The sequence below is a fragment of the Lewinellaceae bacterium genome (assembly GCA_020636105.1).
GTDB lineage: Bacteria > Bacteroidota > Bacteroidia > Chitinophagales > Saprospiraceae > BCD1.
Genome location: JACJYL010000001.1, coordinates 3141889 through 3157918, shown reverse-complemented (window position 1 = coordinate 3157918; position 16030 = coordinate 3141889). Strand labels below are relative to the sequence as shown.

Genomic DNA, 16030 nt, shown 5'->3' with positions numbered 1-16030 from the left:
AACCTGCCTGCAGACGCAGGAAGGCAGGTGTAAAAGTGAGTGGGCAAAAGGTTTGGGTTTTGGAAAAAAGTCATTTTTTGTCGCAAAACACCTAACCCACGACCCAAACACTTCTAAATTTTGCGGTTTATTTCTTTTGTAAAAGAAAAATCCCGAATTTAATCTGATTAGATGAAATTCGGGATGAACTCATGTTTCGTTTGGAAAAGCATTGCCTCATCCTTTCCGGTCCGGATTATCTTTCAAAAAATTATCCCAGCTATTGTAACGTTTAGGACTCCCTGGTAAGCTGCTGCCCTGGTAAAAATGACAGGCTGCCGCCGCCAGTGCGTCCGTTGCGTCCAGGGTATGCTCTGTCATGTCAACTTTGAATATATTGGTCAACATGGCCGCGATTTGTTCTTTGGAGGCATTCCCGTTTCCGGTAACCGACTGTTTGATCTTTTTGGGAGAATATTCGGTGACGGGTACATCCAGCGTAACGGCGGCGGCAATGGCTACCCCTTGTGCCCGGCCGAGCTTGAGCATCGACTGTACATTTTTGCCGAAAAACGGAGCCTCGATAGCCATTTCTTTAGGATGGTAGGTTTTGATGATGGTCTGTATCCGCTCGAAAATCTTTTTGAGTTTGAGCTGGTGATTTTCAAGCAACCCCAGCCGTACCACGCCCAGCTCGATAAGCTTCATTTGCTTGTCGGCGATCTCGATGACGGCAAAACCCAATAAATTGGTTCCCGGGTCGATGCCTATGAGTCTGTATGGCGGCGCTTTTTCCTTGCTCAAGTTTTTTTTAAGTTGTTGATATCTTGCGAAAATATGCAACTTCTTGTCCTATTCATGGATTTAGGATAGAAATTAGTATCAAAAGAAGCATATTTGTAAAATAATATCTTTGTTGAGGACAGGAAAATCGATCACTTGAATATAATTACACACAGAAGAGGACTTAATTTTCTCATAAAAGCGACCATCGTATTATTCCTGTTGTGGGCTTTCTACCGACAGTTTTATGCTCAAAAAAATATTGGGGAGGTAAGAACCGCCCTGAATAGCCTGGTTGAAGCCGATCATTATATCTATCTCGCTTTGGCCATTTTACTAATGCCTGTCAACTGGGGGCTCGAAAGTCTAAAGTGGAAACAGTTGATGCGACCTTTTCTTCCTATGAGTTTCAAAAAAGCTTTTCGCGCCATTTTAGCGGGGGTGACGATTTCCATCTTTACCCCCAACAGGATCGGCGAGTACGGAGGTCGCATCCTGGAGGTGGAGGCAAAATACAACTGGCGTGGGGTGTTGGCCACCCTGGTAGGCAGCCTGAGTCAGCTCATTGTGTTATTGGCCTTTGGGCTGTGCGGGGCATTGTACTATCTGCATCTGTTTGAGATGATTGATGTTTTTATTTTGAGCAGTAGTATTTTCGTTGGCGGAAGCCTGGTATTCATTATGTTGCTCATTTATTTCAATGTGGATATGGCATTGCCGCTGGTGCGAAAATTGCCCCTGGGGCGTTGGAAAGTGCCTATTTATAAGCAAATGGTCGTATTGAAATCCTATGACGTTGCCTTACTCGGAAATGTACTGTTCTTATCTGCCATACGGTATTTGGTCTATAGTTTCCAATATTATCTTATCCTGCTTTTTTTTGGGGTGGAACTTCCCGTTTTTACCGTTCTGTCGGGTATTGCTACTATATTCCTGGTGCAAACAAGTATTCCTTTGCCAATGGTGATCGGGCTGTTGGTTAGGGGCGAAATTGCACTCACTGTTTGGGGGGTTACGGAGGTAAATGAACTGGCCGTCCTGGCAGCGACCTTTTTGTTGTTTATAATAAACCTGAGTGTGCCCGCGTTACTTGGGTTAGTAATAATCGTCAGAACAAACGTATTAAAATCGTTAGGTTATGCAAAATAAAATAAAGCGACCACTTTTATGGAGTACAGCCATTTTCTTTATGATGGCTTTCAGCTTTCCCGCTGCGGATCATTTTTATGCCCAATCTATGCCGGACAATAATTTTGATCAGTGTTCCATTGAAAATACGACCTTTAAAGCAGGAGAGGAGGTCGTTTATAAATTGTACTATAACTGGGGATTCATGTGGGTCGCTGCAGGAGAAGCCACTTTCAGGGTGAAAGAATCAGGCAACCAGTTTCATTATATAGTGGATGGCCGTACCTATAAATCCTATGATTGGGCTTTTAAGGTGCGGGATAAAATTGAAAGTTATGTCGATAAGACTAGCTTATTGCCTACTCGTTCGATACGGGATATCAGTGAAGGAAAATACCAGCTTTATGAGAATGTGACTTTTGACCAGGAAAACAATTCTGCGAAATATGTTCGTGGAAAAACCAAGGAAAAGACCTGGAAGGAAAACCATGAAGTCAGTGAATGTATTCATGACCTTTTGTCTGCCATGTATTTTGCCAGAAATATAAACTTCAGCACTATGCCGAAGCAACAATCATTTCCCGTGAAAATTTTCCTCGATCGGGAGGAATATCCTATAAAGGTGAAGAGCAACGGGAAGGTGGCCGAAAAAAAAATTAAGGGCATGGGAACTTACAATACCGTTGAATTATCTTTGTCATTGATAGCCGGAGAGGTTTTTAAGGAAGGAGACGAGATGAAGATATGGGTTTCCGATGATGACAATCGTGTGCCGTTGATGATTGAGACCCCTATTGCTGTTGGTTCTGTAATGGTTGTCCTGAAAAGCTACAAAGGACTTAAGTATCCGTTTACCGCTAAAGTTGATTAGATCATGCGCTTTTTCGTTTTGATATTATCCATAATGGTTTTAGCCATTTCTTCCTGTAATACCGTTAAAAAACACCAAACGGTGACAGATGATGACCTTTCAGTTCCCCCTGTTGCTTCCTCTGGTTCGGGGGAAGTTCAGATTATTGAAAACTATGACAAGATCAATTCGTTTGAAGAATTGATGAAGCCCTTCAAAGGGAAAGTGGTTTATGTTGATCTGTGGGCAACATGGTGTGGTCCGTGTCGCAATGAGCTTTTGTATAAAGATGATTTGAATAATTTTATACAGGATAAAGAGATCGAATTGTTATACCTTTCGGTGGATCATTCTTATGAATGGGAAAAGTGGGGCAACTTTATTAAAGATAAACACATGGCAGGGTATCATGTACATGCGAATGAACAGCTGGTTGCCGATCTGAAGGAGCATTTTTATTCACGGGAGTCGAATGGTATGAAAGTGTTGAGTTTACCCACTTATATCATCGTGAATAAAGAAGGAAAAGTCGTTAATAAAAGTGCTTTTCGCCCGAGTCATAAACAATTGTTGTACGACCAGTTGAAAGCAGCCTTATAGGAATTATAGCAGGATGGGATAGAAATCAGGCCCTGAAAATGGTGCGTTTTCAACTTTCGAGGACTATTTTAGGGGTGGGGAGATAAGCGTTAATTTTTTAATGTAGCATGACAAATCGATGAAAAAAATCCTTTATGGAATAGGTATTGTCCTAATATTTCTTGCCGGCGTTTTTATTACCCGTCTTTTTTATAAAAAAGAAGCGGAAGCGCAGCGAAACATTCAATCGGTGGTGTTGCTCGAAAAGGTCAAAAAGGTATGTAAACTGGTGACCATTGAAGGTAATTTTGCAGAGGTTTACAATGAGGCAAATATCCGTCCGATGACCTTGTACCTGCCTTTTCCCACTGTTTTTGAGTTTTCCAAAAAAGCTTTACTGCAGGTGAAGGGTACGGTCTATGTTGGTTATGACATGGAACAGGTGACCATCACGGCCGACAGTGCCCGTCATGTATTGATCATTCGCAATTTGCCGGAGCCCAAAATCCTTTCTATCGACCATGAGTTGAGTTACATGGGGCTGGAAGAGAGCTTTTTCAACAGCTTTACTCCTGATGACTATACCCAGCTCAATAAGAATGCCAAAGAGGTGCTCAAAAAGAAAGCTGCAGAATCCGGCCTCCTGGAAGAAGCCAGGGAACAAGGCAATCAAATGCTCAGTGTCATCACTTATATGGCTACTTCAGTCGGTTGGCGGGTCGAAATCGACAATGACCTCATTCCCGTGTTGGAGCGGGACTCTTTTCCGGATTAGGGTCAATTAATCACATTTGCACAAGAAACACTTTCTGCCCTTTATCTCACAGCAAACCACCGCAGCCTTCCGGGGGCATAATACCATTGGGATCACCGGATCAAGGCACTGCAACCTCTCGATATCGCAGTATTTCATCCCAAATTTAACCACTCACCCCACCTTTTTAGCGGATTAACTTTATCCTAACAAAATTTAGCCCTTTTTTTCACTTATTCTTACCAAAAAAAATTACTTTAGTGCTGCTTTGGGAACGACTATAAATGCCTGAGAACAATTTATAGCCATTGAAAGCCACTATCTTATTTTTTCTTATTAAGGTTAAATAATTTATTTTTACTCGATTTGAAAATTAAAATCAATTAAAATATGAGTACAACGACAAAACACCCTAAGGCGCTCTATACGCTTTTTGCTACCGAAATGTGGGAGCGATTCAGCTACTATGGAATGCGCGCGCTGTTAACTTTATATCTAACCGCTGAATTGGTCAACGGAGGATTTGGCCTGGAACGACAAGAGGCGTTGGCTATTTATGGAATTTTTACCGGATTGGTATACCTTACTCCTATCCTTGGAGGTTGGGTAGCCGATAAATTTTTAGGAAAACGAAAAACAGTTTATATCGGTGGTTTGGTCATGGCAGTAGGCCAATTATTACTGGCTTCCAGTTCCTTTATGATGAGTTCTGTCGATGTTGCCACCAGGCTGTTTATTTTCAACTTCGGTTTGGGGGTACTCATCATTGGAAATGGTTTTTTCAAACCTAATATTTCCACCATTGTAGGTGATTTTTATGATGACAATGACCCAAGAAAAGACTCCGCATTTAATATTTTTTACATGGGGATCAATCTTGGAGCCATCCTGGGACCTTTTATTGCCGGTGCATTGGGCGAAAATGTCTATTGGGGATATGGTTACCTGGCAGCAGCCATAGGTATGATCATTGGGGTGCTTTGGATGAAGACCAGAGAGGCATCTTTGGAAGATAAAGGGTTACCTCCGAATACAGCAAACGGAAAATTAGTGTTGGACGGCAAAGATTGGCGTGATATTATCATTTATGCCATTGGCCTGGTCGTAGTGACTTTTCTGCTGGTTTTCTTATGGAGAATGATCCCGGATAATGTAGCCAATATTGTTACTATTGTTGGTTTTGTCGTGGGTGTTTTAGGATTGGGTTATGTCATTGTACAAGGAACAAATGGAGCGGACGAATGGACCCGAATGATCGTGATATTGGTACTGGCATTTTTCAATGTTGCCTTTTGGGCCGGATTTGAACAAGCGGGGGGTACGTTGAACCTGTTTGCTGCTGAAAACACCAACAGGGTTTTGTTTAATTGGACGATACCGGCAACCTGGTTCCAAAATATTAATCCAATCGCCATTCTGATTTTTGCACCTATATTTTCAATCATGTGGTTGAAGTTGGATGCCATGAAGCTTAATCCAAGAACCCCGATCAAGTTTGCGATTGGATTGTTTTTGGGAGCATTTGCTTTTTGGATTATGACACAAGCTAGTCATCTGGCGGAAGGTGGAAAATTAATATCACCTATGTGGCTCGTTGCCGTTTATGTTATTTTGACACTTGGAGAGTTGATGTTATCACCTATTGGACTCTCTATGATTACCAAATTAGCCCCCAAAAAATTAGTATCGGTAGTGATGGGTTTGTGGATGGCAAGTTTTGCAGCCGGTAACTATCTTGCCGCTATGTTGGAAAGTATTTTACAAAAATACGATTTTGAGCTATATCCTTTTATTACGATGTTAATGCTCGGATCAGGTATATGTTTGGTATTGTTATCTCCATTTTTAAATAAATTCATGAAAGGAATCCATTAAAAAGGAAAATGACAAAATTTAATAGTTAATAACACCTGGATAGACCCTGTTACCTCCTAACAGGGTCTATCTATTTAACCTTACATTTTATGAGCAACGAGAAAAAATCATTTTTAAGCGTAATGAAATCCTACCCTAAGAGTTTTTGGGTAGCCAGTGCAATGGAATTGTTCGAGCGGTGGGCCTGGTATGGTTTGTTTGCTGTGCTGGCCTTATATTTAGTGGGGTCTACCGATGAAGGGGCACTTGGGTTTTCCCATACGGAAAAGGGACAAATCATGGGTATTGTAACAGCTATTTTATACCTCTTACCTTTGTTGACCGGGGTGATTGCAGATAAAATCGGGTATAAGCTTTCCCTGATTATTGCCTATGTAATGCTGATTTCGGGGTACTATTTAATGGGCGAAGTGTCGAGTTATGTGGCTGTTTTTGTTGTTTTCCTGTATGTAGCAGTGGGGGCAGCGATCTTTAAGCCTGTAGCTTCAGCGATTGTTACAAAAAGTACCGATGAATCCAATTCAACACTTGGTTTTGGTATTTTTTATATGATGGTCAATATCGGTGGGTTTATTGGCCCTGCCTTTTCGGCTAATTTGAGAGAGGCTTACGGATGGAAGATCGTTTTTTTAATGGCAGCCTCTGTTATTTTTGTGAATTTACTGATCGTGATTTTTTTCTTTAAGGAGCCTAATCGGATAAAAACGGAAGAAAGCATTGGTCAAGCGATTAAAAGTTCCTTTAAGAAGATCGTTGAAGCGGTGATGGATGTAAGGTTAACTGTGCTTCTGGTGATCATGGTTGGTTTCTGGACCATGTTTAATCAGCTTTTTTATACACTTCCTACGTTTGTTGAGGATTGGGTAAACACGAGCGCACTATATAATACTATTGCATCTGTATCGCCGTGGTTTGCGAAATTAATGGCTGGTGGGGGTGATTCCGTTGCCGTAAAACCTGAAATGCTTATTAATATCGACGCAGGAGCTATAATCGTGTTGCAATTATTGGTGTCCTATGTGGTGCTCAAATTCCGTCACGTGAGTGCGATGATTACGGGTTTTATCATCGCTGCCATCGGTATAGGACTTACTTTTTATACCGATAACGGACTTTATACTATCATTGGTATTGTTATTTTTGCCGTTGGTGAAATGGCCACTAACCCTACTTTCTCTTCATTCATTGCCTTAATCTCTCCAAAAGGGAAAGAGGCTTTATACATGGGAACTTATTTCTTACCGGTCGCTGCGGGGAACTTTTTCACCACCTTCGTTTCTGGAAATCTTTATCAAGCCTGGTCTGATAAAATTAGTCTGTTGAAGGGAGAAGTCCTGCAAAGAGGAATCCAGGTTCAAGAGGTAGGAACGAATTTATCCCAATCTCAATTTGCTGAAAAAACGGCCCATGTTTTGAAAATGGATGTAGCGGAAGTTACCTCTAAATTTATCCCGGTAAATGTTGATACGACTAATTGGCAGCCTGTTATTGACAAAATAAGCGTTTTTGTAAAAAGCAATAAAGACCTTAGCATGGAAGGGATAGGGGGGACATTTTCCAAGAATGATTATTTCGCCCAGGCTTCTGAAAAACTGAGTATGACTCAAAATGAAATGACGCAATTCCTTTGGGACACTTACCAGCCCAATCGAATATGGTATGTCATTGTAGGGATTGGAATTGTAACCATTTTGGCGTTATATTTTTATGACAAAATGGTGATCAGACCCCGGGAGAAAAAAAGTGCGGAGGCATAATTTTTTTAGAAGCCAAAGTATAGTGGAACAAAATCAGAAGTAAATGGAATCAAATTCGGAATTTTTCAAGAGCAAAGTATTGGGTCATCCGGCAGGGCTGTTTGTCCTCTTTTTTACAGAAATGTGGGAGCGATTCAGTTACTACGGGATGCGGGCTTTGCTCGTTATTTTTCTGGTCAGTGCATTCGGAATGGGTGGCTGGGACTGGCCCAGGGAAGATGCTCTTGCCTTGTACGGCACCTATACGGCATTGGTTTATCTGACGCCTATCCTGGGTGGCATGCTGGCCGACAGGGTGATCGGTTACCGTAAAGCGGTGTTCTACGGGGCGACGGTCATGACCATGGGACATGCCTGTATGGCCATTGAATTTTCGCACATTTTCCTTTACATCGGTATTGGGTTACTGATTATCGGCAATGGGTTGTTCAAACCCAATATGACTTCCACTATTTCTGAAATGTATAAAGATACCCCGGAGAAAAAAGACGGGGCTTATGTGATCTTTTATATGGGCGTGAATGCTGGCGCTTTCCTCGGGATTATGATGTGCGGTTACCTCGGGGAGATGGTGGGCTGGAGTTGGGGGTTTGGACTGGCCGGTATTTTTATGTTTATGGGGATGTTGCAGTTTTATTTTGCCCAGGATATTTTCGGGGATATTGGTAAAAAACCGGTAAAACAAGCGCAAAAGACGGTGGTTAAAAATGAAAAAGATGATGTGCCGTTGAATCCGTTTACCCTCCTGGATAAAATAATGATTGTTGTTATTGCAGTAGTCGGGCTTACCTGGATCATCAATGATCCGATGTCAAAAATTGCCGATTTAAACATTCTGGCCTTTGGTGGAGTCGATTATTCCAACTATTTTATCGCCGGGGCACTGATCCTGTTTTTCCTGGTGCTGGGCTTGAGGATCATGCGTTATGACAAAGTGCTTCGGGGGAGAATGATCGCGATCGTATTCTTCGCCTTTTTTATCATATTCTTCTGGGGTTCTTTTGAGCAGGCCGGAGGGTCCATGACCATTTTCGCCAAAGATTATACCCAACGTGTATTTTCAGGAAGTGCGGCCAATATCTTCATTGTAGTGGATATTCTCATCACGGTGATTCCTGTGGCGATCATTACCTGGGTTTTGGTGTTGTTGTTCAGACAAACTTTTGCCAAATACGCCACAGCCAATATTATCTTAGGGCTAAGTTTTGTGATCATCTGGGGCATCGTCGGGTGGAAGATCAACCGGAATCTGAATACCTTTTCTTACGATATTACCTACCCGGCCCTGGTCAGCGTACAAACCGGCGACGATGGTAAGGAAAAAACAACCTACACGGCCCTGACGGGGATGATGGATGTAGCACCCGATGCAGTCATCGAACAGCAGCCGACGACCATTCGCAGTGCTGAAAACCTGAGTGCAGGTGACAAAACCTATATTCTGGACATCGATAAAAAAGGAACCTACCGGGAACTTTCGGCGGATAAAATAGCGGTTGTGGATCGTAAGATCGAGGCGACCGTGATTAAAAAGCGGGAAAATGAGGTGGAAATTCCGGCGACCTGGTTCCTCATCCTCAACTCGTTGTTTATCATCGCTTTTGCACCCTTGTTCTCGAAATGGTGGGAAAGCAAGTACAATCCCCCACCGGCGGTTAAATATGGTTTGGGATTGATCCTCTTGGGGATAGGATTCGCCGTGTTGGCTTTCGGATCGATGGCTATTCCCCAAGGGGCCAAAGCGGCCTCTGTGAGTATTGTCTGGCTGGTATTGGCTTATCTTTTTCATACCCTTGGAGAGCTTTGCCTTTCCCCGGTATCCTTGTCCTATATCAGTAAGCTGGTGCCGGCAAGAATGATCGCCTTCATGTTTGGAGTTTGGTACCTGGCTATTGCTATCGGCAATAAACTGGCGGGCGTAATGGGAGGCCAGATCGATAAGATCACCGAGCAGTGGGATCTTACCACTTTCTTCCTGATTTTCACCCTGATTCCTGTGGGCATGGGCCTCTTGGCGGTATTGATCAGTCCGTTTATCAAAAAGTTGATGCACGGAGTGAAATAACTTCATTCAAAGGTTATTTTATCAAAATATCTTCAGTAGTTCACAAACTAACAGATCTATGAAAAAAGACTTTCTTTCCATTCGCATTGTACATGGCGCTCTTTGTTTGGGGTCGCTGCTGTTTTTTATGGTGGTTTATTTCCTGCTGGGTACAGAAAACACTGGTGCACCGGAGGGAGAAGATTTAAAGGTGTTTACCTACCTGGTGCCGTTGATGGTCTTATCAAGTATTCTTCTTTCCAGGCTGCTTGACAGGAATAAAATGGCCGCCTTCAAGGGAACATCGGACCTTTCTGAAAAATTAAATGATTACAGGACCCGAATCATTATGCGGTCAGCCCTCATTGAAGGAACCATTCTTTTTGCCGTGGTTGCCCTGCTTTTAACGGGGGATGAACTCAACGCTTTATATTTCAGTATTGGCTGGCTGGCACTTTTGTTTGTACGGCCTTACATGGCTGAGTTTTCCAAAGATTATAAACTGTCGGTTAAGGAAGAGCAGGAAATGCACCAGGATTAGAGGCCGATTGCTTGGCCAGGCCTGAGTCTGGCATCATAATCCTTCCTTCCTCCTTAATTATGATTTTTGTAAATTAGTCCCTGGGCGAAACCTGAAAAATTCCAAAATAGCTTTTCTTTGGATTGAAATCATTTATTCATTTGGTTCGTTCAAAAAACACTCAATTATGAAAAATACAGTTTGGAAGTACGGGTTAATTTCAGGAGGCGTTTTAGCTTTTTTTATGATCTTGACGTTTTCCATCCAGGGACGGGGAGAAGAAATAGATTTTTCCGGAGGGATGTTATTGGGATATGTCACCATGATCATTTCTTTATCAATGGTTTTCGTGGGGGTTAAGTCTTACCGGGATAACCATCTTGCAGGGAGTATTTCTTTTGATCAGTCTTTTAAAACGGGATTGTTGATCGCATTGATCGCATCGTGCATTTATGTGATTACTTGGATGTTGTATAGTCATTTCCTGGCCCCGGACTTTATGGATCAGTATTACAAGTACAACCTGGAACAGCTACAGAACAGCGGAGCCGACGAAGAAGAGATCTCTCGCCAGATAGCCTTGATGGAAAAATACAAGGAAATGTATAAAAATCCTTTCTTAAAAACAGGGATGACTTTCCTCGAAATTTTCCCGGTAGGGTTGATCGTGGCTCTCATCACGGCTTTTATACTGAAGAAGAAAACGGCGGCAGTTTAAGGCGGGACTGTTCAAAGTTCCAGCTTCAAAGCCTGCCTGACAACATCAGGAGGTTGGTTCAAATGGAGCACATCCATCCCCACATTGCCTCCTTGTCAGGATCAGGATTTTCAGGATTCCATAATTTGCAGGATTTCCATTTGGGACATCCTCACATCCACTCATCCTCACATCCCCACATTGCCTCCTTGTCAGGATCAGGATTTTCAGGATTCCAGAATTTTCAGGATTTCCATTTGGGACATCCTCGCATCCACTCATCCTCGCATCCACTCATCCCCCCCATCCACTCATCCTCGCATTCTCACATAGCATCCAACTGCTCCAGCAGCCAGGTGCGTTCCCTCAAAGGATTGGTATTTTCAATTTCCAGCCGCAACTTTGCTTTTTCCTTCTTGTCATAGGGGTTGACCCTTACGAGTTTCCTGGTGAGGCGGATCACGTTTTTAAACAGAGGTTCGTGATACCCCACGTCTTTCCGGTGAAGATAGGTGCGCATACTTTCCAACAGTGATTCGAGGGTATCAAACTCTACTAGTTCGTAATACATTTTCAGCAATAAAGTTTTGGCATTCAGGTTGAGAAGGATATCATCAAATTCGGTTTGTACCAACAGCGGCATGGCTTTATCGTATTCCTTCTTTTCAAAGTGGAGTCTTGCCATACAATAATGGACAAAGTGATCCCTGACTTTTTTAGGAAGGTAGGTCTGGTAGGTTTTGATAAAATTTTCCACCCACACGTACTCTCCCAGCTGCAGGCCGTTTAGGGCAATGTTGGCAAACGTCCAGGGGCTGAAAGTTTTATTTTCGATGAGCAGGTCCAGTTCCAGCATTTTTTTGAACAGCTCAAAAGTCTCACGGATAAAAGCCTTGTCGCCTTCATTATTTCGGCGTATGCAATAATTCAGTGCCATGAGGTAAATGTCTCTTGTTTCGGATTTGGGGAAAGTTCCACCCAGGTTGAACATATGAGCTTTGAGGTGATCAAAGAAGGATTTGTCCTGGCTGGTCAGGGCTTTGTAGCCATAATAATAAACAGCGATGGCTGGAATATCGAGAATTTTATTTTCTTCAACATAATTGAGCACCTCGTCAAGCAGTCCCGGGTTGTATTCAGCTTTGTAAACCCTTTGGTGAGCCAGCATAAGGCAACTCAGTTTGAGCTTATCTGCAAAAAAAGTAATGTCGAGTGCATCCGAAAGCTCCTGCAGATTCATTTTGATGTTCCGCTTTTGTTTTTCAAAGTACAGGTATTGTTCTTTTTGGATCAGGTACTCATTACGAAGGAAATGTTCGTTTCTAAGGTTTTCTTTTTCCTGGAGATCAGCAATGCTTTTTATGATTTTTTGATAGGCCTTTGACATATTTTTCTTACGATAAACCCCGGCAAGTGCCATTTTTGAACGAACTTCATCCTCACGAAGATCACTGTAGATGAGGTATTCTTCAATACACTTATTTAAAAAAAAGATGGTTTGGCGGAATTTGGCGTCGTCGTATTTCTTTTTTGGAAATATTTTTTGGAAAACCCGCTCTTTTTCGTAGTATTTTTCGTTATCTAAATGTTTCTCGTTGGAGAGGTATTCAAACAAAGCAACCACATCCTCCCGTTGGTTGTGTACCGGAGAAAGCAGCCATTTCCGTAATTCACGGACTTCTTTTTTAGAAAAATTTCTAAAAATGATAAAAATATGACTATTTTTCATGAGTAAATAGAGTGTTTTTTTTCAACAGGAAAATCAAAATATTGTTTTTTATAAATAAATGATTATCAATAACTTGTTTGTTTTTATTTAAAAAAAATGATTTGTAAAATTACAATTTTTTATCAACAAATAGCATTTTCTGTCATTGTTTTAGTAATCATTATAATAGACTTTTGTTATGCAATTGAAAGTGAACGACCTAAAAATAAAGTTAATGAGCAAGCGAATGCTTGATAAATCAGCAACATTTTTCAACGGATTAATGAGATGTATTTTTACATGGCTGGTTTTATTTGCCACTTTTCAGGTAAATGCTCAGGGTTGGGATATCCTCTTCGGAGGAGCAGGTGAAGATCAGGCTTATTCGGTGATTCAAACAAAAGATCACGGTTATATAACAGCAGGATTTAGCCAGTCATTTTCAGGCAATGATCCGTTTTTTGATTTTAATGTATATGTTGTTCGCACGGATGTCGATGGTACACCCATCTGGTCGAAAGCTTACAGCGAAGGTATTGCAGCGAACGTCAACGATTACGGATATCAGATTTTAGAGACAGAAGACGAAGGTTTTCTGATCGTCGGAGCCATAACACAGAACGGTTACAGCGATGTTTATTTGCTTAGGATAAATAAACAGGGCGATGTAAAATGGACAAAAACTTATGGCAGTCCGAATTTTGATGAGACGGGTTTTGATATTGTAAAAGCAAAAGATGGTGCAGGTTATGCGATCATTGGCCTGACTTCCGAAGCGAACAGTGGTAATTCTTCCGATATTTTGTTGATCAGGGTGGACGAAGAAGGCAACGAACTTTGGAGCCAGACTTATGGAGGTGATACCCGCGACGAGGGCACTTCACTTGTCGCGCTGGAAGACGGATTCGTTTTATCAGCCATTTCCAAAGAAGCAGACGGAGTGCAGAACGATATTCTCCTGGTAAGAATCAATAGCACGGGAGGGATCATCTGGACCAAAACCATAGGTGAAACCGGGGTTGGAGAAGAGGTGAGAGATTTGTTGTTGACACAGGACAATTATTTGATCCTTGCAGGAGCTTCCAACAGCCTGGCCAATAGTATGGTCGCTAAATACGATCTGGATGGCGAAGAGGTATGGACGACGGAAATTGAAGGGGAAAGCCGCCTCAATGATGTCATCGAAACCAAAGGCGGCGAATTGGTTGCCTGCGGATACCGGGATATAACCATTTTCAAATCAGGTGTGCTGCTCGTTAAACTGAAACCCGAAAACGGAGAGCTGATTTGGGAAAAGATCATCGAAGGAAATATCAGAACCAAATTTGCAGAAGGTCTGGCCCCAACATCAGATGGAGGCTACATCGTTGCAGGATATAATTCACTGAGTGATTTTACTGCTTTCAACGATGTGGTTCTGATCAAAACGGATGAAAACGGGGATCTCATTACCAACCATATTGTAGGAAAGGTTTATTTTTCCAACGACGGTTGTAATGCCTACCATGCAGGTGATGTGCTGTTGAAAGACTGGATTGTAAAGGCAGAAAGTGATCAGGCCACTTATTTCGCTACGACGGATGAAAATGGCCAATACGATATAAGAGTGGATTCAGGTTTTTATACTGTTTCACTTTTACCACTGAATGATTATTGGTCGATCTGTAATACAGAATTTTCGATTAATTTCAACACGTTCTATGACACGACAAGTTTTAATTTTCCTGTAGAGGCAGAGCTCAATTGCCCATACCTCTCAGTAAATGTATCCTCAGGGGAAGCCGTTATCTGCGAAGATATTACCTACACTGTTAACTATACCAATCAAGGTCCGGTAACAGTCAATGACCCTCATATAGATGTACAACTCGACGATGAACTGACCTTCATCTCATCCAGCATCGCAGGGACGGATTTGGGAGGCAATCTTTACCGTTTTGCGATTGATGATGTGCCACCGACACAGAGTGATACTTTTACCATCGAGGCAACGGTTGCTTGTGATAATATCTTAGGAAACCAGGCCATTGTAGTCAGCGCCCATGTTTTTCCTGATACACTCTGCCTGCAACCGGGACCGGGATGGGATGGAGCAAGTTTGAAAGTGACAGGTATTTGTGAAAATGATTCTATTAAGTTTTTTATTCAGAATGTCGGAGATCAGGCATTGAGTACATCGATCGAAAGAAATTCTTTCATCGTAGAAGACCAGATCATTTTCCAGGTAGAACCTATCCTTCCTTTAGGCCCCGGAGAAATACAGGAATTAGAACCCATTGAAGGAAATGGTTCCACCTTCCGGATCATCGCTGAGCAATCAGTGGATCACCCGGGCAACAACTTCCCTACCGTAGCGGTGGAAGGTTGTGTGACAGAAGGAGAATCATATTCTACAGGACAAACGACACAGTTTCCTGAAAACGATCAGGATTACTATATATCAATTGATGTGCAAGAAGCGATTAGTTCCAACTCTCCAGTTATATTGAGAGGCTATCCCAGGGGTTATCAAGATTCGATCATAACCCCTACAACCGATTTGAATTACACAATAGTGTTTCAAAACTTTGGAACTGATACCATAAACCGTTTGGTGATAAGGGACACCTTGCCGGCTTTTCTCGACCGTACTTTGATAAGGCCGGGAGCAAGCAGTCACCCCTATGATTTTCAGATTTACGACAATGGTGTCCTGAAATTCACCTTCGAGGAAATCCAACTTCTTCCAGGTAGCAGTGCTGAAGCGGCATTGACCCGCGGGTTTGTAAAATTTGCAATCCCGCAAACAACGGGCAATCCGCTGGGGACAATTATCGAAAATAGCGCTGCTATCTTTTTTGATTACGAAGAGCCCATTTACACCAATGTGACGCACCACGTAGTCGGTTGTACAAACTTTCTTGATGAAGAAGAAAGTTGTATCACTGTCGGACTGGATGCACCCACATTGCCGGGCCTTGAAATAAAAGTTTATCCAAATCCGTTTAACGAAACGGTAACCCTTGAGATCAAAGGATTTGAGGGCAAAGTATTGACTTTCACCCTGTTTGATATTACAGGCAGAATGGTGAGATCTCAACAGTTCATTGGTAACAAATATGATTTTAATCGAAACCAGCTTCCTTCCGGAATGTATATTTTCAAACTGGAAAGTGAAGGAAAACAGATCGGCAGTGGGAAAATGCTGGTTAGATGATCATAATCCCATAAACATCCCAGGTTTCCTGCTTCGGCAGGAAACCTAACCAATGAACTAAAATTTTAAAAAAAGCGTTATTATTTTATACACTACTGAAACACAAAAGAGAATAAGATTTAGGTCGTCTTATTATTTCATGAGATTATGATTTGTTATT

12 protein-coding genes are annotated in these 16030 nt (G+C 42.1%); 10 read left to right on the top strand and 2 right to left on the bottom strand.

Going from position 1 to position 16030, the window contains the following annotated elements; all coding sequences use genetic code 11:
- Nucleotides 1-216: 216 nt before the first annotated feature.
- Nucleotides 217-783: a crossover junction endodeoxyribonuclease RuvC gene (gene ruvC / locus H6571_11960; GenBank protein MCB9324442.1), complete on the bottom strand. Its 567-nt coding sequence runs from the start codon at nt 781-783 to the stop codon at nt 217-219.
- 135 nt (nt 784-918) lie between these two features.
- Between ruvC and H6571_11955 the strand changes: the two genes are divergently transcribed.
- The 9 genes from H6571_11955 to H6571_11915 all read left to right on the top strand — a co-directional run bounded on the left by H6571_11955 (nt 919) and on the right by H6571_11915 (nt 10987).
- The gene (locus H6571_11955) at nt 919-1911 is read left to right on the top strand and encodes a flippase-like domain-containing protein (protein MCB9324441.1); all 993 of its coding nucleotides are present in this window, start codon (nt 919-921) and stop codon (nt 1909-1911) included.
- Complete coding sequence (locus tag H6571_11950; GenBank protein MCB9324440.1) at nt 1901-2761, top strand: DUF3108 domain-containing protein; 861 nt, start codon at nt 1901-1903, stop codon at nt 2759-2761. Before H6571_11955 ends, H6571_11950 begins: the two co-directional genes overlap by 11 nt.
- Nucleotides 2762-2764: 3 nt before the next feature.
- Nucleotides 2765-3340 (top strand): TlpA family protein disulfide reductase, encoded by a 576-nt coding sequence (locus H6571_11945; GenBank protein MCB9324439.1) that lies wholly within the window; start codon nt 2765-2767, stop codon nt 3338-3340.
- Nucleotides 3341-3458: 118 nt separating this feature from the next.
- The gene (locus tag H6571_11940) at nt 3459-4094 is read left to right on the top strand and encodes a DUF4230 domain-containing protein (protein ID MCB9324438.1); all 636 of its coding nucleotides are present in this window, start codon (nt 3459-3461) and stop codon (nt 4092-4094) included.
- A 369-nt stretch (nt 4095-4463) separates the two neighbouring features.
- The gene (locus H6571_11935; GenBank protein ID MCB9324437.1) at nt 4464-5948 is read left to right on the top strand and encodes a peptide MFS transporter; all 1485 of its coding nucleotides are present in this window, start codon (nt 4464-4466) and stop codon (nt 5946-5948) included.
- A gap of 89 nt (nt 5949-6037) precedes the next feature.
- A complete protein-coding gene (locus H6571_11930) occupies nt 6038-7705 on the top strand; it encodes an MFS transporter (GenBank protein ID MCB9324436.1) in 1668 nt (555 codons plus the stop codon).
- Nucleotides 7706-7748: 43 nt separating this feature from the next.
- Nucleotides 7749-9770 (top strand): peptide MFS transporter, encoded by a 2022-nt coding sequence (locus tag H6571_11925; GenBank protein MCB9324435.1) that lies wholly within the window; start codon nt 7749-7751, stop codon nt 9768-9770.
- A 58-nt stretch (nt 9771-9828) separates the two neighbouring features.
- Nucleotides 9829-10290: a hypothetical protein gene (locus H6571_11920; protein MCB9324434.1), complete on the top strand. Its 462-nt coding sequence runs from the start codon at nt 9829-9831 to the stop codon at nt 10288-10290.
- 166 nt (nt 10291-10456) lie between these two features.
- On the top strand, nt 10457-10987 hold the full coding sequence (locus H6571_11915; protein MCB9324433.1) for a DUF4199 domain-containing protein: 531 nt from the start codon (nt 10457-10459) through the stop codon (nt 10985-10987).
- 304 nt (nt 10988-11291) lie between these two features.
- On the opposite strand, the gene H6571_11910 is transcribed toward H6571_11915, so the two are convergent.
- On the bottom strand, nt 11292-12695 hold the full coding sequence (locus H6571_11910) for a hypothetical protein (GenBank protein MCB9324432.1): 1404 nt from the start codon (nt 12693-12695) through the stop codon (nt 11292-11294).
- Between the two features lie 214 nt (nt 12696-12909).
- Here H6571_11910 and H6571_11905 point away from each other — a divergent pair, with 214 nt between their 5' ends.
- A complete protein-coding gene (locus H6571_11905) occupies nt 12910-15870 on the top strand; it encodes a T9SS type A sorting domain-containing protein (protein ID MCB9324431.1) in 2961 nt (986 codons plus the stop codon).
- Nucleotides 15871-16030 lie beyond the last annotated feature (160 nt).